The organism is Aurantiacibacter sp. MUD11 (genome assembly GCF_026967575.1).
GTDB lineage: Bacteria > Pseudomonadota > Alphaproteobacteria > Sphingomonadales > Sphingomonadaceae > Alteraurantiacibacter.
The window spans coordinates 272,460-293,305 of record NZ_CP114054.1; the positions used below are offsets into that span (position 1 = coordinate 272,460).

Consider the following 20,846-nt stretch of genomic DNA (forward strand, 5'->3'; position numbering starts at 1 on the left):
AACGCCTTGAACACAATGGCAATGTTTCGGCAGTCTCACTGCTGTTTGCGCCGGGAAAGCGACCGCGGGCGGCCGACGTGCGTGCGCTTGCCCAAGACGACACCAGGTTCTCCATCAGCCTCGATACGTCCGAGGATGACGGAGAGGAAAGCGGCTGGCTGGAGCTGCTGGCAAACGGCATGACCTTCGATCTCGTGGGGCTGGCGCCGCAGCCCGCGATAGAGGTGCCGGAGACGGTCCATTCCTTCGGCATCGGGCCCGATCGGGACATCACCCAGTACCAGGCGCTGACCATTACTCCGGGGCCCCACCTGGCCGCGGGCGGGGCGATGTTCCCGGTGGTTCGCACCCTGGCGACCATCGCCGCCTATCTCAGCGAACTGGACGGGGTGGAGGCGATAGCCTGGCACCCGGCACGCGCGCTGAGCGATGCCGACTATTTCCGCCGCAGCGTGCTGCGCTGGATCGAGGGCGGGGCCTTTCCGGGCCTGGGGCTGGCCGCACTGGTGCCGACCAGCGATGGCGGGTTGCAGAGCGAGGGGCTCAGCCTGTTCACCGGGCAGGAGCTGCGGCTGTCGCCCGATGTCGCCAACGACCGGGCTGAAGGTTCGAAGATCGCCCTGCGCCTGCTCAACTGGCTTGTCGAACATGGTCGAATCACCGAAAGTTACGGTTTTACAGGACCTTCCGGAGAGACATTAAGGCTTGAACCCGTAGAGAACCTCGGCATTGTCGAGGTGTGGAGAGGGTCGCACTAGTCCACGCCAAGGATGGGGACTTTAGACGGCGCCGGATCGGCGACCGTCGCAAGCTGCCGTTCAGGGCGGTCAATCAGCCGGGTAAGCCTGGCCACCAGCCGGATATGCAACGCCATCACCTGGTACCTTGCCAGCTGGTCGAAAGCAGCGGGCTTTGCGGGATGATGCAGCAGCTTGGGCGGGATCGCATCGGGTTCGACGATTTTCGTCGCAACGGCCTGCTATTGCCCGCGACGACTTCCGCGGCCTTGCGCGTCGGCCTGCCGCTGCATCGGGGGCCACACGCCGGTTACAACGCGATGGTCGCGGAACGGGTGGGGCAGATCGAGGCGGTCTGGTCCCGCGAGGTGCTGCGCAAGCCGCATGAGGCGACATGTGCGGCCATCATGCGGCTGGACCTGCTGCAGGCCGGCTTGCGTCGGCGGCTGCTTTCATCCGGCCCGAAGAAGCTGCGTCTCAACAGCAAGGATCCCTTCCGGTCCGGCCAGGACTTTACCGAGCTCGATGCCATGGCCGACCAGCTTTGGGCGGGTACGGCGATGGGGACCTAGTCTCGGTTAGTTGCATGGGGCCATGCCTGTTGCAGGGCGGCTTTGCAGTTGCGCGGGTCGCCAGCTTCTTTCAGCATGCATTCGAGGGCCCTGGCGGCATTGCCCAGCTGCTCTTCCCCGAAATTGGCGGCGACGCCCGCCAGCTTGTGCAATTCGCCCGCCAGCATGATCCAGTCGCTTGCCTGCGCATCGGCAGCCAGGGCAAGGCGTAGCGCGTCAAGCAGCTCATCGCGCCGTGCGCGATAGCGGATGACCAGCGCCCTGTAGGAGGGATCTCCGAGGGGCCGGAAAGTTTCGGGTTCCGGTTCCTGCGTCCGCGTGCAGATGGGTACTTTGTCGGCCATGCAATCCGTCCAGCTCGTTCCAGTGGAGCGAGCATGAACGAACGCGGCCTAGCGTGGCCCGAGCGGGGCCATCCGCAGGATTACCTAGGTTCCGCCAATCAGAAGCGCTGCGTGCCGGGGCCATGGGCGGCACCGTTGGCCGCCGAAAGGATCGCCCGCACGCTGGCCGTTGCCACGTCCTCGTCGATCCCCACGCCCCAGCCGCTGCGGCCATCGGGCAGCGCCCATTCGACATAGGCAGCCGCGCGCGCATCGACGCCGGTACCCAGCGCATGCTCCGAATAGTCGAGCACCTCGAAGTCGAGGCCGTAGGTCTCACGGATGGTTGCCAGCACGCTGGAGATCAGGCCCTTGCCGCGGCCCGATACGCGCTGTTCCTCGCCATCGACCTCGATCGTGCCGGTGAACACGCGGTCGCCATCGGCGGTGCGGGCCTCGTCATAGTCGACCAGGCGGAACTTCCGCTTCTCGACCTTGAGGTAATAGGTCTTGCGGAAGCATTCCCAGATGTCGTCGGAATTGAGTTCGCGGCCGGTGTCGTCGGCCATGAACTGCACGTGCTTGGAGAAATCCGCCTGCAGCTTCTTGGGGAGTTTCAGGCCCTGCGTCTGCTGCAGTACCCAGGCAAAGCCGCCCTTGCCGGACTGCGAGTTGACGCGGATTACCGCTTCGTAGTCGCGACCAAGGTCCGCTGGGTCGATCGGCAGGTAAGGTACGCGCCACTGCTGGTCGTTCTGCTGCTCGTGCGCCTCGAAGCCCTTCTTGATGGCATCCTGATGGCTGCCGGAGAAGGCGGTGAACACCAGGTCGCCGCCGTAGGGATGGCGCTGGTGGACGGGTAGTTCGTTGCAGTACTCGACCGTCTCGATCACCTTGTCGATGTCGGAAAAGTCGAGGCCGGGATCGACGCCCTGCGTGTACATGTTGAGGGCAACCGTCACGAGGCAGCAGTTGCCGGTGCGCTCGCCATTGCCGAACAGGCATCCCTCGACACGGTCGGCGCCGGCCATCAGGCCCAGTTCGGCTGCCGCTACACCGGTGCCGCGGTCGTTATGCGTGTGCAGGCTGATCACTGCCGCTTCGCGGTTGGGCAGGTTGCGGCAGAAATACTCGATCTGGTCGGCATAGATGTTGGGCGTCGCCGCCTCGACCGTGGCCGGCAGGTTGAGGATGATCGGCCATTCCTTCGTCGGGCCAACCACGTTCATCACCGCCTCGCAGACCTCCAGGCTGAAATCGAGTTCGGCGGTGGAGAAGGTCTCGGGCGAATATTCGAAGTGCCACTTGGTGTCCGGGCGCTTCGCTGCCTCGTCCACCAGCAGCTGTGCCCCGCGCACGGCGATGTCGCGCACTTCCTGCTTGCTCATGCGGAAGACGATGTCACGCCACGCCGGGCTCACCGCGTTGTAGAGGTGCACGATGGCCGAATGTGCGCCTTCAAGGCTTTCGAAGCTGCGCTTGATCAGGTCTTCACGGGACTGGGTGAGCACCTGGATCACCACGTCTTCCGGTACGCGGCCGGACTGCACCAGCCAGCTGATGAAATCGAACTCGGTCTGCCCGGCAGCGGGGAAGCCGACCTCGATCTCCTTCACCCCGACTTCCAGCAGCAGGTCGAAGAAACGCGTCTTCTTGGCGCGGTCCATCGGGTCGATGATCGACTGGTTGCCGTCGCGCAGGTCGGTGCTGAGCCAGCGGGGCGGAGCGGTGATGGTGCGCGTGGGCCATTGCCGGTCGGGCAAATCGACCTGCGGAAAGGGGCGGTATTTCGCGCTCGGATCGCGGAGCATGGGCATTTCGGGAACAGCCTTGTTCGACTTGGCCGCGCGTCTCAAGTGGCGCGGCGCCGGTTTCAACGTTGGATTTGGAAGCCCTTAGGCGGGTCCTGCGCGTCGCGCAGGGGAAATGGCACGCCTAAGGGCGTGTAAGTCGAAGCAGGAGTAGGCTGTAAGCCTGCGTCATGCGAAGGTATCTAGGGACGATTGGTTAACAGGTCCAGAAACAAATGCGGGTGTGCCGCGCAAGGGCGGCACACCCGCATTCATGTTGCTGATTGCCTTAGTTCTTTTCGAAGGCGACCGTGATGTCCAGTTCGACCTCGTCACCCAGGCCGAAGGGGATGCCCCAGCCAAGGTTCCACTCCGAACGGTTGATCGTGGTGGTACCGTGGAAGCCGACGGTTTCCTTCTGGCTCATCATGTTGGTGCCCATGCCGGCCAGTTCGGCCTGGATGGTCACCGGCTTGGTGACGCCGTTGAAGGTCAGGTCACCCATGATGTGCGCGGTCGTGTCACCGGTCTGGTGGACAGCGGTGGACACGAAGCGAGCCGGCGCCGGGTCGGAACCGAAGAAGTCGGGCGCGGCACCATCGGCACCGTCACGCAGCAGGTGATCGCGCAGGCCGGCGCTGGCGACGGTCGGCGTGGCGAGCGGGATGGTCACGTCGACGCTGGAGTTGGCGAGGTTTTCCGTATCCAGTTCCAGCGTGCCGGTGATGTCGCCGTAGATGCCGAAGTAGTCGTTGAAGCCCAGGTGATCGAGACGCCAGCCGACCAGCGTATGCGCCGGATCGGTGGAATAGCTGCCGGAGGTGATGGCGCTGGTGTCCATCTCCGCCTCGGGCGCGCCCTGCGCGTTGAGGGCGGTTACGGAAAGCGCGGCAAGGCCGATGGCGGCGGTCGAAGCAAGGATGGTCTTACGCATGTGAAAAGTCTCCCGGTGGAATATGTGACGCGCAAAATGGCGTGGCGCGTTGACAATGTCCACCGGGATTAGCTTGCCCGGACTAAAGTCTAGCCTCTCGGGGCCTTAGTTCTTTTCCTTGTCCACCAGCTTGTTGGCGGTAATCCACGGCATCATCGCGCGCAGCTGGGCACCGGTCTGCTCGATGGGATGTTCGGCCTGGCGCTTGCGGGCGGCCTTCATTTCCGGGTTGCCGATGGCGTTGTCAAGCATGAAGCGCTGCACGAACTTGCCCTTCTGGATGTCGTCGAGGACGCGCTTCATCTCGGCCTTGGTCTCTTCGGTGATGACGCGCGGGCCGGTGTGATAGTCGCCGTATTCGGCAGTGTTGGAAATCGAGTAGCGCATGTTGGCGATGCCGCCTTCATACAGCAGGTCGACGATCAGCTTGGTCTCGTGCAGGCACTCGAAATAGGCCATTTCCGGCGCGTAACCGGCTTCCACCAGCGTTTCGAAACCGGCCATGATCAGGTGGCTGATGCCGCCGCACAGCACGGCCTGTTCGCCGAACAGGTCGGTCTCGCACTCTTCCTTGAAGTTGGTCTCAATGATGCCCGAACGACCGCCGCCAACGCCGCTGGCGTAGGCGAGGGCAACGTCATGGGCATTGCCGGTCACGTCCTGGTGGATGGCGATCAGGCAGGGCACGCCGCCGCCGCGCTGGTATTCGCTGCGCACGGTGTGGCCGGGGCCCTTGGGCGCGATCATGATGACGTCGATGTCGTCGGTCGGCTCGATCAGGCCGAAATGGATGTTGAGGCCGTGGGCGAAGGCAAGCGCGGCGCCCTTCTTCATCTTGCCCTTCAGGTCGTTGGCCCAGATCGCGGCCTGGTATTCGTCCGGCGCGAGGATCATGAGGATGTCGGCCTGCTTGGCTGCTTCCTCGTTGCTCAGCACCTCGAACCCGGCGGCTTCGGCCTTCTTCGCGGTGGCGGAGCCTTCGCGCAGGGCAATCGCGACGTCCTTCACGCCGGAATCGCGCAGGTTCTGCGCATGGGCATGGCCCTGGCTGCCATAGCCGAGCACGACGATCTTCTTGTCGGTGATGAGGTTCATGTCGGCGTCGGCGTCGTAATAGACTTTCATGTCGGGTCCTACTGCGTCTGGATCGTATAGAAGGCGAGGAGCGTCAGCCCCCCGATGAGAGTGATGAGCGGCCAGCCGATATGCTGCCCGCGGGTGAGAATGGCGTCCGCCACGCCCATGATGAAATGCACGGCGCCAATGCCGAAGACGAGCCATGGCGCGTCGATCTCGCCATAGGCGGTCAGTGCCAGCACGGCGCCGACGCACAGCCACAGCACGCTGGTCCAATGCCAGGCGAAACGGGTGACGTTGCGGGCAAATTCGGACTGCATCGGCGGGGCGTCGCTGGCCAGCAAGGGAGCCAGCAGGCGCTGTTCGCCCAGCACCGAATGCAAACCGGCCGTTATCGCGGCGAGGGCGGCCGCCATCAGCAGCATGAAGGTGGGGTTGAGATATTCCATCAGGAACCTTCCGTGCCGCGCATCATGCCGACTACGCCGGAGCGGCCAACCTCGACGAGGCCGAGTTCACGCATGAGGGCGACGAAATTGTCGATCTTGTCGGTCGCGCCGGTCAGTTCGAAGACGAAGCTTTCGGTGGTGGTGTCGATCACGCTGGCGCGGAACACCTCGGCGATGCGCAGCGCCTCCACGCGGTCGTCACCCTTGCCGCGTACCTTCACCAGCGCCAGCTCGCGCTCGACGTGCGGACCTTCTTCCGACAGGTCGACCACGCGGTGCACGGGCACCAGCCGGTCCAGCTGTGCCTGGATCTGGTCGATCACGTTGGGCGGACCGTTGGTGACGATGGTGATGCGGCTGATCGCATGGTCTTCCGAGATGTCGGCCACGGTCAGGCTGTCGATGTTGTAGCCGCGCGCGGTGAACAGGCCGGTGATCTTGGCGAGGATGCCCGGCTCGTTATCCACGACCACGGTGAGAACGTGCCGCTCGTGCTGGCGATGCTGAATCTTCATCACACCAAGGCCTTCGCTTCGTCATCCATCGTGCCATCCACCATGTCGCCATAGAGCAGCATTTCGGTGTGTGCAGCCCCCGAGGGGATCATCGGGAAGCAATTTGCTTCCTTGGACACAAGGCAATCTACCATCACGGGTCCGTCGTGCTCCAGCATGGCGGCAATGCCCGCTTCCAGCTCACTTTCGTCGTGGATGCGAATGCCCTTCCAGCCATAGGCTTCCGCCAGCGCGACGAAGTCGGGCAGGCTGTCGGAATAGGAATTCGAATAGCGGCTTTCATAGGTCAGTTCCTGCCACTGGCGGACCATGCCCATGTATTCGTTGTTGAGGATGAACACCTTCACCGGCAGGCGGAACTGGCTGGCGGTACCCAGTTCCTGGATGTTCATCTGGATGCTGGCTTCACCGGCAATGTCGATCACCAGGTTATCGGGATTGCCCAGCTGCGCGCCGATGGCTGCAGGCAGACCGTAACCCATGGTGCCGAGGCCGCCGCTGGTGAGCCACTTGTTCGGTCCCATGAAGCCGAAATACTGCGCCGCCCACATCTGGTGCTGGCCAACTTCCGTCGTGATGATCGGATCGCGATCCTTGGTCATCTCGAACAGCGTTTCGACCGCCTTTTGCGGCATCAGCGAATCCTCGCGGGCCGGGTAGGCGAGGCTGTCCCGCGCGCGCCAGCCGGCGATGCGCGCCTTCCACTCGCCGAGGTCGGCCGCCTTGCGGTTGCCCCAGGCTTCGATCAGCTGCTCCAGCACGGTGCCGCAATCGCCGACGATGCCCAGGTCCACCGGCACCACCTTGTTGATGCTGGAGCGGTCGATATCGATGTGGATCTTCTTCGAACCCGGCGAGAAGGCGTCCAGTCGCCCGGTCACGCGGTCGTCGAAGCGGGCGCCGACGCAGACCATCACGTCGCACTGGTTCATCGCCATGTTGGCTTCGTAAGTGCCGTGCATGCCCAGCATGCCCAGCCAGTCCGGATGGTTCGCAGGGAAGGCACCGAGGCCCATCAAGGTCGAGGTGAGCGGCGCACCCGTCAACTGCTGGAACTGGCGCAGCAGTTCGCTGGCGCGCGAGCCGGCGTTGATTACGCCGCCGCCGGTGTAGAGGATCGGCCGCTCGGCATTGGCGATCATCTCGATCGCTTCGGCGATTTCGTCCGCCGCGGCGACCATGCGCGGCTGGTAGCGCTTCTTCCGCTCGGCGGGGCCGTCGGGCATGCTGGCCGTGGCGATCTGCACGTTCTTGGGAACGTCCACCACCACCGGGCCAGGGCGGCCGCTGGAAGCGATTTCGAAGGCTTCCTCGATGGTCGCGGCGAGGTCTTCCGGGTCCTTCACCAGGTAATTGTGCTTGGAGCAGTGGCGGGTGAGGCCCACCGTGTCCGCTTCCTGGAAGGCGTCCGTGCCGATCAGGTTGGTGGGCACCTGCCCGGTGATCACCACCATCGGGATGGAATCGAGGAAAGCGTCGGCAATGCCGGTGATGGCATTGGTTGCGCCGGGACCGGAGGTGACGAGCACCACGCCGGGCTTGCCAGTGGAGCGGGCATAGCCTTCCGCCGCGTGCGCCGCGCCGGCCTCGTGCCGGACGAGGATGTGGCGGATGCGATTGTCGGAAAACAGTTCGTCGTAGATCGGCAGCACGGCACCGCCGGGATAGCCGAATACGAATTCGACACCCTGCCGCACCAGGCTTTCAACCAGTATCGCAGCACCGCTGCGTTCGTCCGACACATCAACCTCCGTCGTTTGCTAAAAAGACAACCCGGCGCAATCGCTTGCGCCGGGCCGAATTTCTCCAACTCTCCGCCGCCCCCAATATGTATACGAATCTATCCTGTCAACCGCTAATTTGAGAATAAAATTCCAAAATGTGACTTGATTGAGACATTTTCAGGCTGAACTCGCGGCCAATCGGTCGGTGGCTGGTGGCGCAGCCAGGTATATTGCCGTTTCGCATATTGCCGCGTGGCGCGCTGGCCGAGCTCGATTGTCTCCTCGCGAGAGAGTTCGCCGCGCAGCATCGCGGCGATTTGCGGCACGCCGATGGCGCGCATGGCCGGGAGGTCGGGCGAGAGGTCGCGCGCCAGCAACGCCTCGACCTCCTCCACCGCGCCCTGATCGAGCATCTGCACGAAGCGCCGGTCACACCTTTCGTACAGCCACTCGCGATCGGGCAGCAGCACCAGCGGAGCGAGGGTGATGGCATCGCCGATCCCGCCGACCTTCTCGCGCTGCCAGGTGCCGAGCGTGCGCCCCGTGGCGCGCACCACCTCCAGCGCGCGGGCGATGCGCTGGCTGTCACCGGGGGCAAGAGCCTCGGCGCTGGCCGGGTCTTCCTGCGCCAATGCGGCATAGGCTTCGGCGACGGGCATGGCGCGCACCTGTTCGCGCACCTCGGGGTCGATTTCCGGGATGGGCGCGATGCCGTCCAGCAGCGTGCGGATATAGAGGCCGGTGCCGCCCACCAGGATCGGCACTGCGCCCGCAAGGTGGGCATTCTCGATCTCGCGCTTGGCTGCTGCGGCCCAGTCCGCTGCCGAGCAGGCCTCGGCTGCGTCCCAGGCGCCGAACAGGTGATGCGGCACGCCCTGCATCTCTTCCTCGGTCGGCCGAGCGCTCAGCACGTGCAGGTCGCGATAGACCTGCGCGCTGTCGGCATTGATAACCACCGCCGGCGTACCCACATCCCGCAGTGAAAGTGCCAGTTTCACGGCACAATCGCTCTTGCCGCTGGCTGTCGGCCCTGCAATGAGCGCCACCAATTTTTCAGGAGATCCAACCTTGCTCATCGCGCGGCTGATAGCAGACCCGCAGACACTGGACCAACGCCTTGCCGCCGCCACTGCGGCGCTGGACAAGGCTGGCCTGCCGCTGGCCCATGCGGCCATGCTCGATTTCTGCGGTGACGTGCTGCAGCTGGAGCTGCCCGGCGACGACATGGCCGTGCTGCGCAAGGTTATCGACGAGCATTTCGCCCCCAGCGACGCGATTATTGCCCGGGACGTGATCCGCGTGCCGGATGTCTTCGTGTCGGACATGGATTCGACCATGATCGGGCAGGAATGCATCGACGAACTGGCCGACTTCGCCAACCTCAAGGCGCAGGTCGCCGAGATCACCGAACGCGCCATGCAGGGCGAACTCGATTTCGAGGCTGCCCTGCGCGAACGCGTCGGCCTGCTGGAAGGGCTGGAAGAAGGCGCCATCGAGCGCTGCCTTACCGAACGCATCCGTCCCAATCCCGGCGCGCGCGTGCTGGTGGAGACGCTGAAGAGCAAGGGTTGCCGCACCGTGCTGGTGACCGGCGGTTTCCATCACTTCGCCGACGTCGTGGCCGAGCAGATCGGTTTCGAACGCGTGGCAGGTAACCGTCTGGAAGTGGCGGGCGGCAAGCTGACCGGGCAACTGGTCGGCGCGATCACCGACAGCTCCACCAAGGAGGCCGTCCTGCGCGAGGAAGTGGGCAAGCTGAGCGAGGGGGCTGTCAGCATGGCCGCCGGCGACGGCGCGAACGACATTCCGATGCTGCAGGCCTCCACCTTCGGCATCGCCTATCGCGCCAAGCCCAAGGCGCGTGAGGCTTCGGACGGCTGGATCGAGCGCGGTGACTTGACCGCGCTGCTCAAGCTGCTGGAAATCCGCGAAACGGACTGGGTAACCGGCTAGGTTCGGCGGCGCTTGGCTCGCGCCTTCTGCCACGCCGCCAGTTTCAACAGGGCGGCGGCCACGCCTACCACGAAATAGGGGTCGAGCAGCGGATTGGCGTCAGGCCACTCCATGGTGTGGATCGCGCCGAGGTACGGGCTGACCGAAAAGATTGTCCAGAAAGCCCACATGCCGATGCGATGGAGGAGCTTCCACCACCTGCCCAGCCGTTTGCGGGCGCTGTCCGTCGAGGTGAGCACCATCGCCAGCAGCAACAGGTAGACATAGGTGCCGGGGTCCCCCAGGTCGGCCGGGGGAAGTTGTCGCGCAGCCAGTTGTTCACCAGCAGGGCCGCCAGGTGCATGGCGAAGGCGGCCGCAAAACCCAGGCCCCACCAGCGGCGATCGCGCAGCAGGGCCTTGGTCCAGCGCGTTGGCCAGAGCCGGGCGAGGGCCGATGCGGCGAAGGTGATGATGAATAGCGGGAACGATGCCCGGGCCGTCCAGCGTGCGGCAAGGTTCCAGCCTTCCTGAGCGTCCGACCCGCTGGCAAGGCCAGCGACAATCGCGGCGGCACCGACGAATGCGCCGAGCCAGGTTGGCCAGTATTTTCCCATGTTCACTCCCCCCGGACCGGGGGAAACCTAGAGCCAGCTGGCAATCTGTTCCAGCGGCTTCTTCTTCACGGCGTGGTCTGGAACGGTCGCGTCTTTCGCAGGGTGCCCGACCACCACGATCATCAGCGGCTTTTCATTGCTGGGCCTGCCGCAGAGGTCGCGCAGAAAGCCCATGGGCGAGGGTGTGTGCGTCAGCGTAGCCAGCCCCGCTTCGTGCAAGGTGGCGATCAGCATGCCGCAGGCAATGCCGACGCTTTCGTTGACGTAGTAGTTCTGCGTCTGCCCGTCCTCGTCGATGCCGCCGGTGCGCTGGGCAAAGCAGGCGATCAGCCACGGGGCGGTCTCGAGATAGGGTTTGTTCTCGTCCGTGCCGATCGGGGCGAGGGCGTCGAGCCACTCCTCGCTGGCCTTGGGTTTGTCGCCATCGGCGCCGTAGAACTTGCGCTCTTCCGCCTCGGCCGCTTCGCGAATCGCGCGCTTCCTTTCGGGTGAGCCGATGACGGCGAAATGCCAGGGCTGATGGTTGGCGCCGTTCGGAGCGGTGCCGGCGGCGCGGATGGCGTATTCGATCACCTCGCGCGGCACGGGCTCGTCGGTGAAGGCACGGCACGAATGGCGCGTGCGGAGCCGCTCGAACGCGGCCCTGGCGCGCTTCACGCGTTCTTCGTCCGAATATTCGGGCAGGGGCGGGAAGGGCTGGTGCCCTTCGCTCATGCCTCCATCCAGTCCTTGAAGAAGCTCTTGTGCGCGTTGCGCAGGTCGCCGAGCGAGACGCCCAGTAGGCTGTCGCCACCGGTGGTGCCGAGGCGGCGGAAGCCGACCCGGGCGGTGTCCTCGTCCTCGGTGCCCGCGGCCAGCGCACGGTTGAGCGCGTCGGGATCGGGAACGGTGACGATGTAACGGCCCTGATCCTCGCCGAACCACCACTGCGCATCGGTGTAGAGCGGATTTCCTTCGACTTCGGCGCCGATGCCGCCAGCCATGGCCATTTCGGCCAGTGCAACGGCGATGCCGCCGTCGGACACGTCATGCACCGCGCTGACGAGACCGTCGGCGATCAGCTGCCGCACGATCTTGCCCGCGTTCTTTTCCAGCGCCAGGTCGACCGGGGGCGCACGGCCTTCGTCGCGGTCATGCACGACCTGCAGCCAGAGCGACTTGCCAAGGTGCGAGCGTTCGGGATCGGGCGTGGCCCATGCCTCGGAACCGACCAGGTAGATCGTCTCGCCCTCGGCCTTGAAATTCATTGTCATCATCGAGTCATAATCGTCGATGATCCCGACCCCGCCGATGGCGGGGGTAGGAAGGATCGCACTCCCGCCGCCGGTCGCCTTGCTTTCGTTGTAGAGCGACACGTTGCCGCTCACGATCGGGAAGTCGAGCTCGCGGCAAGCCTCGCCCATGCCGTCCAGCGCGTGGACGAACTGGGCCATGATTTCCGGCCGCTGCGGGTTGGCGAAGTTGAGACAGTTGGTGACGGCCAGCGGACGCGCACCGACGGCGCACAGGTTGCGATAGGCCTCGGCAATCGCCTGCTTGCCACCTTCATAGGGGTCCGCATGGACATAGCGCGGCGTGCAATCGGTGCTGATCGCAAGGGCCTTCTTGGTGCCGTGCACGCGCACCACGCCGGCATCACCGCCGGTCTGCAGCGTGTCCGCACCCACCTGGCTGTCGTACTGTTCCGAAATCCAGCTCTTGGACGCGAGGTTGGGCGAGGCCAGCAGTTTGAGCAGGTCCGCGCCGACATTGTCGCTGTCGGGCTTGTTGGTCATCGGCTTGATGCCGGCCCAGGCGGTGTAGTCTTCGCGCGAGAGATACGGGCGGTCGTATTCCGGCGCATCGGCGGCAAGCGGGCCGAGCGGAATGTCGCAGACGACTTCGCCGCCCCATTCCAGCACCATGTGCCGGGTGTCGGTGACTTCGCCGATGACCGCGAAATCCAGTTCCCACTTCTCGAAGATGGCCGCCGCCATTTCTTCCTTGCCGGGCTTGAGAACCATGAGCATGCGCTCCTGGCTCTCGCTCAGCATCATTTCGTAAGGCGTCATGCCTTCTTCGCGGCAGGGCACCTTGTCCATGTCGAGGCGGATGCCGGCCTTGCCGTTGGTGGCCATTTCGACCGACGAACTGGTCAGGCCCGCTGCACCCATGTCCTGGATGGCGACGATGGCATCGGTGGCCATCAGTTCGAGGCATGCTTCGATCAGCAGCTTTTCGGTGAAGGGGTCGCCGACCTGCACGGTGGGGCGCTTTTCCTCGGCATCCTCGGCGAAATCGGCGCTCGCCATGGTCGCGCCGTGAATGCCGTCGCGTCCGGTCTTGGAACCGACATAGACGATGGGGTTACCCACGCCGGTTGCCGCCGAGTAGAAGATCTTGTCCGCGTCGGCGACACCCACGGTCATCGCGTTGACCAGGATGTTGCCGTCATAGGCCGGGTGGAAGTTCGTCTCGCCCGCGACGGTCGGCACGCCCACGCAGTTGCCATAACCGCCGATGCCCGCGACCACGCCCTGCACCAGGTGCTTCATCTTCGGGTGATCGGGCCGACCGAACCGCAGCGCATTGGCGTTCGCCACCGGGCGTGCGCCCATCGTGAAAACGTCGCGCAGGATGCCGCCGACGCCAGTAGCCGCGCCCTGGTAGGGCTCGATGTAGCTGGGGTGGTTGTGGCTCTCCATCTTGAAGATGGCGGCCTGCCCGTCACCGATGTCGATCACACCGGCGTTCTCGCCCGGACCGCAGATCACCCACGGTGCTTCGGTGGGCAGCTTCTTCAGGTGCAGGCGGCTCGACTTGTAGGAGCAGTGCTCCGACCACATGACCGAGAAGATGCCCAGCTCGACAAGGTTGGGCTCGCGGCCAAGCGCATGCAGGACGCGTTCGTATTCCTCGGGGCTGAGGCCGTGCTGTTCGACGATTTCGGGCGTGATTTCTGACATGCGCAGCGCCTTAGCCCCGGCTTTGAAACTCCGCCAGTCCCCAAGGGGGCAATTTTGCCCAGTTCAGCTGGAGAGGTTCAGCTGGCGAAGCGCAAAGTGACCCAGGTCGCCACCCCGGCAGCGACTGCCGTGGCGAAGGTGCCCCAAGCGATATCGGCCAGGCTGACATGGGTTGCCCACACCTTCATCACTGCCTGGCTGGTCAGGTCGAAGGTGGCGTAGCACAGCCCGCCCAGCAGCGCACCGTTGAGCAGGGCCGTGCCCACGCTGCCCGATTCCACCCCGGGGCGGATAGCGAACCAGACCATGCCGGCGATGTAGATGAGGTAGAAGGCCGCCGCTGCGCCCATGCGGAACTCCTCCGCCATGATGCTGCCGATGACCGGGCGATAGAGATTGTCTGCCGCCCAGCGTAGCCAGACGGCATCCAGCGCGCCAAAGGCCACGGCGGCGGCAATATAGGCCACAATCCACTTCATGTTCGCTCTCCCACAGGTGGTGCAGCTTGACCCTGCGCGATGGGGCGGTCAATGGTCCCGCGCATGAGTGAAACAAGCCCGCCGATTGCCGAGATGAGCTTCGAGGACGCGCTGCGTTCGCTGGAAGAGGTGGTTCGCCGCCTCGAAGGGGGCGAAGTGCCGCTCGACGAATCGATTGCGCTGTACGAGCGCGGCGAGGCGCTGCGGCGGCATTGCCAGGCGCGGCTCGACGCGGCGCAGGAGCGGATCGAGAAGATCGTCGCCGGTCCCGATGGCAAGCCGCAGGGCACCGCGCCCTTCGACGCAGGGTAAGCGCCATGGGTCTGGTCCTCGCTGACGATATCCTCGCGACAGGCCTGCAGCGCATCCAGCGCGAGATCGATGCTGCCTTCGACGCGCTGCTGCCGGTGCCCGACGATGCCCGCGCGCGGCTGGTCGAGGCCATGCGTTATGCCACCATCGATGGCGGCAAGCGGGTGCGCCCGATGCTGCTGGTGACGGTGGCTGAGATGTACGGCGCCAGCCGCGAAGCGGCGGTGCGCGCCGGTGCGGCGATCGAGGCGATCCACGTCTACTCGCTGATCCACGACGACCTGCCGTGCATGGACGATGACGACCTGCGCCACGGCAAGCCGACGCTGCACCGCAAGTATGACGAGGCAACCGCAGTGCTGGCCGGGGATTCGCTCCACGCGCTCGCCTTCGAGGTGCTGGGCGGTACCCATGTCAGCAACGATCCCTTCATCCGCGCCGAACTGGTCCACGCGTTGGCCAGCGCCAGCGGCCACAACGGCATGGCCGGTGGCCAGGTGATGGATATGGCGGCGGAGGAAGAGGACTTCGACCTGCGCGGCGTCACTCGCCTGCAGCAGCTCAAGACCGGCGCCCTGCTGGGCGCGGCGGTGGAGATGGGCGCGATCCTCGGCAAGGTGCCGGAAGAAGGCAGGGCGCACCTGCGCGCCTATGCCCGCGATATCGGCCTCGCCTTCCAGATTGCCGACGACCTGCTGGACGAGGAAGGCGACGAGGAGAAGGCCGGCAAGGCGCTGCGCAAGGACGCAGAGCAGGGCAAGGCCACCTTCGTCAGCCTGATGGGCGCGGACAAGGCCCGCGAACAGGCCCGCGCGCTGTCCGAACAGGCCATTGGCCACCTTTCCGGACACGGTAGCGAGGCTGACCTGCTGCGCGCGCTGGCGCGGTTCATCGTCGAAAGGGACCGCTGATGGCGGAGCGCATCGGCCTATATCCCGGCACTTTCGACCCGGTCACGCTGGGTCATGCCGACATCATCCGGCGCGGAGCCAAGCTGGTCGACCGGCTGGTGATCGGTGTCACCACCAACCCCAGCAAGAACCCCATGTTCTCTCCCGCAGAGCGGATGGACATGATGCGCGCCGAGATCGACCGGCTGGGCCTGACAAATGTCGAAGTGCGCGGGTTCGACGCGCTGCTGATGAAGTTCGCCGACCATGTTGGTGCGGGCGTCATCATCCGCGGCCTGCGTGCGGTGGCGGACTTCGAATACGAATACCAGATGGCGGGCATGAACCAGCAACTCGATGCGTCGATCGAGACGGTGTTCCTCATGGCCGATATCTCCTTGCAGCCCATCGCGTCCAAGCTGGTGAAGGAAATCGCCATCTACGGCGGCGACATCGCGCCGTTCGTGAGCCCGGCGGTGAAGGAGCTGGTGACTGCGCGCGTGGCCGATATCGGTCGGCGCGGGGAACTGTAACCGCCAACATGTTCATTGAACTGTCATGCCGCAGCCGATAGAGCGCATGCCAAGAAATCACACATATCTGGACAGGATTATGATCCGCCACATCGCGTTGTCGGCCATCGCTGCCGCTCTTACCTTCACCGCCGCGCCCGCCGCCGCGCAGGACATCAGCCTGTCGCCGGCCGTTGAGAGCACTGATTCCACCAACGTGGAAAACCGCGCGCTGCCGATCCGCGTGAATTTCGACATGGAGGAGGATCCCGAGAACATCCTCCTGCTTGACCTGTCCACCGGAGAGCGTGTCGCCATCCGCCTGGTCCCCGAATGGGCGCCCAACCATGTCGAGCGGATCAAGACGTTGACGCGCGACGGCTTCTACAATGGCGTGCCCTTTCACCGCGTGATCGACGGCTTCATGGCGCAGACGGGTGACCCGACCGGCACCGGCCAGGGCGGCTCCACCCTTCCTGACCTGGAAGAGGAGTTCAACTTCCTTCCGCACGTGCGCGGCACCGTGTCGATGGCGCGCGCGAATGAAGAGGACAGCGCCAACAGCCAGTTCTTCATCGTCTTCTACCCGCGCTTCGCGCTGGATCGCCGCTATACCAACTTCGGCCGCGTGATCGACAACATGGCCGCCGTCGACGCCATCCAGCGCGGCGAGCCGCCGGCCAATCCGACGCGGATCCTGCAGGCTTCCATCGCCGCCGACAACGTGCCGCAGATGATGCCGACCGCGCCCAATGCGCCGCGCGACGAGGAAATCACGCTCGACATGCTCAACGCGCCGCTGGAAGAGTGACGCTGCCAGCCCATGCGGGTTGATCTTTTCGATTTCGACCTACCGCAGGAACTTATCGCGCTGCGTCCCGCGCGGCCGCGCGATGCTGCGCGCATGCTGGTAGTGAAGGGGGACGAACCCTTTGCCGATTGCGGTGTGCTCGACCTGCCGAAGCTGCTGAACCCGGGTGACGTCCTAGTGTTCAACGATACCCGCGTGATTCCGGCGCAGCTCGAGGGTCGGCGGGGCGAGGCGAAGATCGGTGCGACGCTGCACAAGCGGCTCGACCTGCGCCGGTGGCAAGCTTTCATCCGCAACGCCAAACGACTGCGCGAAGGCGACGTGGTGGAATTCGGCGCGGGCGTGACGGCGATTGCGGAAAAGCGCCACAACGATGGCAGTTTCACCCTGGCCTTCGAGGGTGACGAGCCGGTCGAGCTACTGCTGGAGCGGGCAGGGCGCATGCCGCTGCCGCCCTATATCGCGGGCAAGCGCGATACCGACGCGCAGGACCGCGAGGACTACCAGACCATGTTTGCGCAGAAGGACGGCGCCGTTGCCGCGCCGACGGCCGCGCTCCACTTCACGGACCGTCTGGTGGCGGCGCTGGACGAGGCGGGCATCAAGCGCGAGACGCTGACGCTGCATGTGGGCGCGGGCACCTTCCTGCCGGTCAAGGCAGAGGACACCGACGACCACCAGATGCACTCCGAATGGGGCACGATCGATGCCGCCACGGCGGATCGCCTGAATGCCGCGCGGGCAGCGGGCGGTCGCCTGATCGCCGTGGGCACCACCAGCCTGCGCCTGCTCGAAAGCGCGGCAGACGAGGACGGTACGATCCGGCCCTTCGCCGCCGACACGGATATCTTCATCACACCCGGTTATCGTTTCCGTGCGGTCGACGGGTTGATGACCAATTTCCACTTGCCCAAGTCGACGCTGATGATGCTGGTATCGGCACTGATGGGCACCGAGCGGATGCAGGCGGCCTACGCCCACGCCATCGGCGAGGGCTATCGCTTCTACAGCTACGGAGATTCGTCCCTGTTGCTTCCGTGACCGTTCGCCCGCTAGGCAGGTTGCAATCAGCAACTGGAGGTGGGTGATGGCATCGGTTTTCGAAAGCGCGGCGCGCGCGGCACTCACGCCGGTTCTCACCGGTCTTGCCAGTTTCAACCGACGCCGTTTGCCGTCCCCCGACCGGAACCCCTTCCTGCACGGCATTCACGCGCCGCTGGAAGCCGAGCAGACCTTCACCAACCTCAAGGTGACCGGCACCATTCCGCCACAGCTCGACGGGCAATATGTCCGCATCGGCCCGAACCCCTTCGGGGAGCACGAGAGGGGCCACCACTGGTTTGTCGGCGACGGCATGGTTCACGGCGTGAAGCTGCAGGGCGGCCACGTGCAATGGTATCGCAACCGCTTCATCCGTTCGCGCGACCTTGCCCGGCGGGGAGGTCCGGATGCGGCAGGTGGGCCACGTCGGGGTTTCAGCGATACGGTGAACACCAATGTCCTGCGTATCGGCGGAGATGTCATGGCGCTGGTGGAGGCGGGTTCCTTTCCCGTCGCGCTCGACGACGACCTGGAGACGCGTGCCTATTCGGACTTTTCCGGCGGGCTTACCGGCTCCTACACCGCGCATCCGCATGAGGACCCCAGGACCGGCGAACTGCATGCCATTTGCTACGACGGTGCCATCGCCGACACCTTGCGCCATGTGGTCATCGACAAGACGGGCAAGGTGCTGCGCGAGACTCCCGTACCCGTCCGGCATGGCCCTTCGGTGCACGATTGCGGGCTGACCGACCGCTACGTGCTGGTCTTCGACCTGCCGGTCTGCTTCTCGATGAAGGCGCTGATCGAAGGCCACCGCTTTCCCTATCGCTGGAAGCCCGACCACCAGGCGCGTGTGGGGCTGCTGCCGCGCGAAGGAACGGGCGACCAGATCGTCTGGTGCGACGTCGACCCGGCCTTCGTCTTCCACATCGGCAACAGCTTCGACATGGCCGACGGCAAGGTCGCGGTGGATGTCTGCGCCTACGAGACCATGTTCGATGGCCCGATGGTCGGACCATTCGGCAAGGGCAGGGGGCTGGAGCGGTGGATCATCGATCCGGCAGGCCGCACGGTCCGCTGCGAGACGCTGGATGGCCGCGCGCAGGAATTCCCGCGCCCGGACGAGCGCCGCTTCTGCTCCGATTACCGTTACCTCTGGTGCATCGGGATTCCGGGCGATGGCAAGCTCGACTTCCACGAAACATTGCCGCTGCTGCGGCATGACCTTACCTCGGGTGAGACGATCACTCGCGAGTTCGGCGGAGGCCGCGTGCCGGGCGAATTCGTCTTCGTCCCGCGCGAGGCCGATGCCCCCGAAGGCGATGGCTGGGTGATGGGCTACGTGGTCGACCCCGCCAAGGACGAGACCACCCTGGAAATCTGCGACGCCATGACGCTTGACACTGTCGCGGCGGTCCACATACCCCACCGTATCCCTCCCGGTTTTCACGGAAATTGGCTGCCAGCGTGACCGACACCATCCTCGAAATTTCCGGCCTTGAGAAAACCTACAAGGGCGGTGTGACGGCGCTGGGCGGCGTCGATCTTTCCATCAAGCGCGGCGAGATTTTCGCGCTGCTGGGGCCGAACGGCGCGGGCAAGACCACGCTTATCGGCTCGGTCTGCGGCATGGTACGCCCCACCGGCGGCACGATCCGCGCGTTCGGCAAGGACATCGCCAGGCACTGGAAAGAAGTGCGCCGCGATATCGGGCTGGTGCCGCAGGAACTCAGCTTCGATATGTTCGACAAGGTGATCCGGCAGGTGCGCTATTCGCGCGGCATGTTCGGCTACGCGCCGGACGAGCAGCGCATCGAGGAGGTGCTGAAGAGCCTCAGCCTGTGGGACAAGCGCGACGTTTCCATCCGCGAACTGTCGGGCGGGATGAAGCGCCGCGTGATGATCGCCAAGGCGCTGAGCCACGATCCGCAGCTGCTGTTCCTCGATGAGCCGACGGCGGGCGTCGATGTCGAACTGCGCCGCGACATGTGGCGGCAGATCGATGCCCTGCGCGAACGCGGCACCACCATTATCCTCACCACGCACTACATCGAGGAGGCCGAGGAAATGGCCGACCGTGTGGGCGTGATCAACAAGGGCAAGATCCTGCTGGTCGACGACAAGGATGCCATCATGGCGCAGCTGGGCCGGACGGAGGCGCACTTCACCATGGAGCCTGCGCTCGCCGCCCTGCCGCCCTCGCTGGAGAAATACCCGGTACACCTGGAGGACGACGGCGCGCGGCTGGTCTATCGCGGCGGCGATGGCACCGGTCTCGGCAAGCGCGAGGTTGCCGAACTGGCGCAGGCGATGACGCGCGAGAACATCGGTTTTGCCGGTATCGAGACGCGCGAGAGCACGCTGGAGGAAATCTTCGTCGACCTGCTGGCAGAGCGGGAGGGCGCGTAATGAGCATGGCCTTCAACGCCCGCGGCGCCTTCGCCATCTTCAAGAACGAGGTGATGCGCATGTTCCGCACCGCCTTCGGCTCGATCGCCTCGCCGGTGATCACCACCTCGCTCTACCTCGTCGTGTTCGGTGCCGCGATCGGCAGCCGGATGGAGCTGCCGGGCGGGGTCGACTACGCCTCCTTCATCGTGCCCGGCCTCCTGATGCTGACCCTGCTGACCGAGAGCACCAGCAACGCCAGCTTCGGTATCTACATGCCCAAGTTCACCGGGGCGATCTACGAACTGCTGTCGGCACCGGTCGGCGTGGTCGAGACGCTGATCGGGTTCGTCGGCGCGGCGGCGGTCAAATCGCTGATCCTCGCGGCGGTCATCCTCGGCACGGCGGCGCTGATCGTCGATTACCAGATCGCTCATCCGATCCTCGCCTTCTTCTACATCCTGCTGATCGCTGCGACCTTCTCGCTGCTGGGCTTCATCATCGGCCTGTGGGCGGACGGCTTCGAGAAGCTGCAGATCGTACCGCTACTGATCCTGATGCCGCTCACCTTCCTGGGCGGCACCTTCTATTCGATCGACATGCTCGGCGAACCGTGGCGGAGTGTCGCGCTGATCAACCCGGTGGTCTATCTCGTAAACGGGCTGCGCTGGACCTTCCTCGGCACCTCCGATTTCCCCATCGGCATCTCGCTGGGTGCGACCTTTGCCTTCCTGCTGATCTGCGTCGGCATAATCACGTGGATCTTCAAGACGGGGTGGCGCCTGCGCGAATGACC

At 64.9% G+C, this 20,846-nt stretch carries 23 protein-coding genes; 11 read left to right on the plus strand and 12 right to left on the minus strand.

The window, feature by feature from the left end; translation table 11 throughout:
- Positions 1 to 77: 77 nt before the first annotated feature.
- Both OZN62_RS01350 and OZN62_RS01355 read left to right on the plus strand, forming a co-directional pair.
- Positions 78 to 758 (plus strand): hypothetical protein, encoded by a 681-nt coding sequence (locus OZN62_RS01350; protein ID WP_269100861.1) that lies wholly within the window; start codon positions 78 to 80, stop codon positions 756 to 758.
- Complete coding sequence (locus OZN62_RS01355) at positions 740 to 1,309, plus strand: AHH domain-containing protein (protein WP_269100862.1); 570 nt, start codon at positions 740 to 742, stop codon at positions 1,307 to 1,309. The genes OZN62_RS01350 and OZN62_RS01355 overlap by 19 nt, the downstream gene beginning before the upstream one ends.
- Here OZN62_RS01355 and OZN62_RS01360 read toward each other — a convergent pair.
- The 8 genes from OZN62_RS01360 to miaA all read right to left on the minus strand — a co-directional run bounded on the left by OZN62_RS01360 (position 1,306) and on the right by miaA (position 9,197).
- Positions 1,306 to 1,653 carry an Hpt domain-containing protein gene (locus tag OZN62_RS01360; RefSeq protein ID WP_269100864.1) on the minus strand — a complete coding sequence of 116 codons (348 nt, stop codon included), beginning with the start codon at positions 1,651 to 1,653 and terminating at the stop codon, positions 1,306 to 1,308. The genes OZN62_RS01355 and OZN62_RS01360 overlap by 4 nt on opposite strands.
- Positions 1,654 to 1,751: 98 nt before the next feature.
- Positions 1,752 to 3,449, minus strand: coding sequence for a 2-isopropylmalate synthase (gene leuA / locus OZN62_RS01365; protein ID WP_269100866.1), 1,698 nt, complete (start codon positions 3,447 to 3,449; stop codon positions 1,752 to 1,754).
- A gap of 262 nt (positions 3,450 to 3,711) precedes the next feature.
- Positions 3,712 to 4,356 carry a YceI family protein gene (locus OZN62_RS01370; RefSeq protein ID WP_269100868.1) on the minus strand — a complete coding sequence of 215 codons (645 nt, stop codon included), beginning with the start codon at positions 4,354 to 4,356 and terminating at the stop codon, positions 3,712 to 3,714.
- 105 nt (positions 4,357 to 4,461) lie between these two features.
- Positions 4,462 to 5,481, minus strand: a complete 1,020-nt coding sequence (ilvC, locus tag OZN62_RS01375) for a ketol-acid reductoisomerase (protein ID WP_269100869.1) — start codon at positions 5,479 to 5,481, stop codon at positions 4,462 to 4,464.
- A gap of 8 nt (positions 5,482 to 5,489) precedes the next feature.
- Positions 5,490 to 5,882, minus strand: coding sequence for a hypothetical protein (locus OZN62_RS01380; protein WP_269100872.1), 393 nt, complete (start codon positions 5,880 to 5,882; stop codon positions 5,490 to 5,492).
- Complete coding sequence (ilvN, locus tag OZN62_RS01385) at positions 5,882 to 6,397, minus strand: acetolactate synthase small subunit (protein ID WP_269100873.1); 516 nt, start codon at positions 6,395 to 6,397, stop codon at positions 5,882 to 5,884. The genes OZN62_RS01380 and ilvN overlap by 1 nt, the downstream gene beginning before the upstream one ends.
- Positions 6,397 to 8,139, minus strand: a complete 1,743-nt coding sequence (gene ilvB, locus OZN62_RS01390) for a biosynthetic-type acetolactate synthase large subunit (protein ID WP_269100874.1) — start codon at positions 8,137 to 8,139, stop codon at positions 6,397 to 6,399. The genes ilvN and ilvB overlap by 1 nt, the downstream gene beginning before the upstream one ends.
- Positions 8,140 to 8,252: 113 nt before the next feature.
- Entirely contained in the window at positions 8,253 to 9,197 is a 945-nt protein-coding gene (gene miaA / locus OZN62_RS01395; RefSeq protein WP_269100877.1) for a tRNA (adenosine(37)-N6)-dimethylallyltransferase MiaA, read from the minus strand.
- Between miaA and serB the strand changes: the two genes are divergently transcribed.
- Positions 9,157 to 10,074, plus strand: coding sequence for a phosphoserine phosphatase SerB (serB, locus tag OZN62_RS01400; RefSeq protein WP_442864384.1), 918 nt, complete (start codon positions 9,157 to 9,159; stop codon positions 10,072 to 10,074). The two genes, miaA and serB, sit on opposite strands and share 41 nt — an antisense overlap.
- On the opposite strand, the gene OZN62_RS01405 is transcribed toward serB, so the two are convergent.
- The 4 genes from OZN62_RS01405 to OZN62_RS01420 all read right to left on the minus strand — a co-directional run bounded on the left by OZN62_RS01405 (position 10,071) and on the right by OZN62_RS01420 (position 14,093).
- Positions 10,071 to 10,328: a hypothetical protein gene (locus OZN62_RS01405; RefSeq protein ID WP_269100880.1), complete on the minus strand. Its 258-nt coding sequence runs from the start codon at positions 10,326 to 10,328 to the stop codon at positions 10,071 to 10,073. The genes serB and OZN62_RS01405 overlap by 4 nt on opposite strands.
- 368 nt (positions 10,329 to 10,696) lie before the next feature.
- Positions 10,697 to 11,383, minus strand: a complete 687-nt coding sequence (locus OZN62_RS01410) for a nitroreductase family protein (protein WP_269100881.1) — start codon at positions 11,381 to 11,383, stop codon at positions 10,697 to 10,699.
- Positions 11,380 to 13,614 carry a phosphoribosylformylglycinamidine synthase subunit PurL gene (gene purL / locus OZN62_RS01415; protein ID WP_269100883.1) on the minus strand — a complete coding sequence of 745 codons (2,235 nt, stop codon included), beginning with the start codon at positions 13,612 to 13,614 and terminating at the stop codon, positions 11,380 to 11,382. Before purL ends, OZN62_RS01410 begins: the two co-directional genes overlap by 4 nt.
- A gap of 77 nt (positions 13,615 to 13,691) precedes the next feature.
- Entirely contained in the window at positions 13,692 to 14,093 is a 402-nt protein-coding gene (locus OZN62_RS01420; RefSeq protein ID WP_269100885.1) for a DUF2177 family protein, read from the minus strand.
- A 63-nt stretch (positions 14,094 to 14,156) separates the two neighbouring features.
- Here OZN62_RS01420 and OZN62_RS01425 point away from each other — a divergent pair, with 63 nt between their 5' ends.
- From OZN62_RS01425 to OZN62_RS01460, 8 genes are all read left to right on the plus strand, one after another.
- Positions 14,157 to 14,405 carry an exodeoxyribonuclease VII small subunit gene (locus OZN62_RS01425; protein WP_269100886.1) on the plus strand — a complete coding sequence of 83 codons (249 nt, stop codon included), beginning with the start codon at positions 14,157 to 14,159 and terminating at the stop codon, positions 14,403 to 14,405.
- A 5-nt stretch (positions 14,406 to 14,410) separates the two neighbouring features.
- A complete protein-coding gene (locus OZN62_RS01430; RefSeq protein ID WP_269100888.1) occupies positions 14,411 to 15,316 on the plus strand; it encodes a polyprenyl synthetase family protein in 906 nt (301 codons plus the stop codon).
- Complete coding sequence (gene coaD, locus OZN62_RS01435; protein ID WP_269100889.1) at positions 15,316 to 15,828, plus strand: pantetheine-phosphate adenylyltransferase; 513 nt, start codon at positions 15,316 to 15,318, stop codon at positions 15,826 to 15,828. Before OZN62_RS01430 ends, coaD begins: the two co-directional genes overlap by 1 nt.
- A 79-nt stretch (positions 15,829 to 15,907) precedes the next feature.
- Positions 15,908 to 16,618 carry a peptidylprolyl isomerase gene (locus tag OZN62_RS01440; protein WP_269100890.1) on the plus strand — a complete coding sequence of 237 codons (711 nt, stop codon included), beginning with the start codon at positions 15,908 to 15,910 and terminating at the stop codon, positions 16,616 to 16,618.
- Positions 16,619 to 16,630: 12 nt separating this feature from the next.
- On the plus strand, positions 16,631 to 17,659 hold the full coding sequence (gene queA / locus OZN62_RS01445) for a tRNA preQ1(34) S-adenosylmethionine ribosyltransferase-isomerase QueA (RefSeq protein ID WP_269100891.1): 1,029 nt from the start codon (positions 16,631 to 16,633) through the stop codon (positions 17,657 to 17,659).
- A gap of 46 nt (positions 17,660 to 17,705) precedes the next feature.
- Positions 17,706 to 19,133, plus strand: a complete 1,428-nt coding sequence (locus OZN62_RS01450) for an 8'-apo-carotenoid 13,14-cleaving dioxygenase (protein WP_269100892.1) — start codon at positions 17,706 to 17,708, stop codon at positions 19,131 to 19,133.
- Positions 19,130 to 20,071, plus strand: coding sequence for an ABC transporter ATP-binding protein (locus OZN62_RS01455; protein ID WP_269100894.1), 942 nt, complete (start codon positions 19,130 to 19,132; stop codon positions 20,069 to 20,071). Before OZN62_RS01450 ends, OZN62_RS01455 begins: the two co-directional genes overlap by 4 nt.
- Before the next feature lie 5 nt (positions 20,072 to 20,076).
- Positions 20,077 to 20,844 carry an ABC transporter permease gene (locus OZN62_RS01460; RefSeq protein WP_442864404.1) on the plus strand — a complete coding sequence of 256 codons (768 nt, stop codon included), beginning with the start codon at positions 20,077 to 20,079 and terminating at the stop codon, positions 20,842 to 20,844.
- Positions 20,845 to 20,846 lie beyond the last annotated feature (2 nt).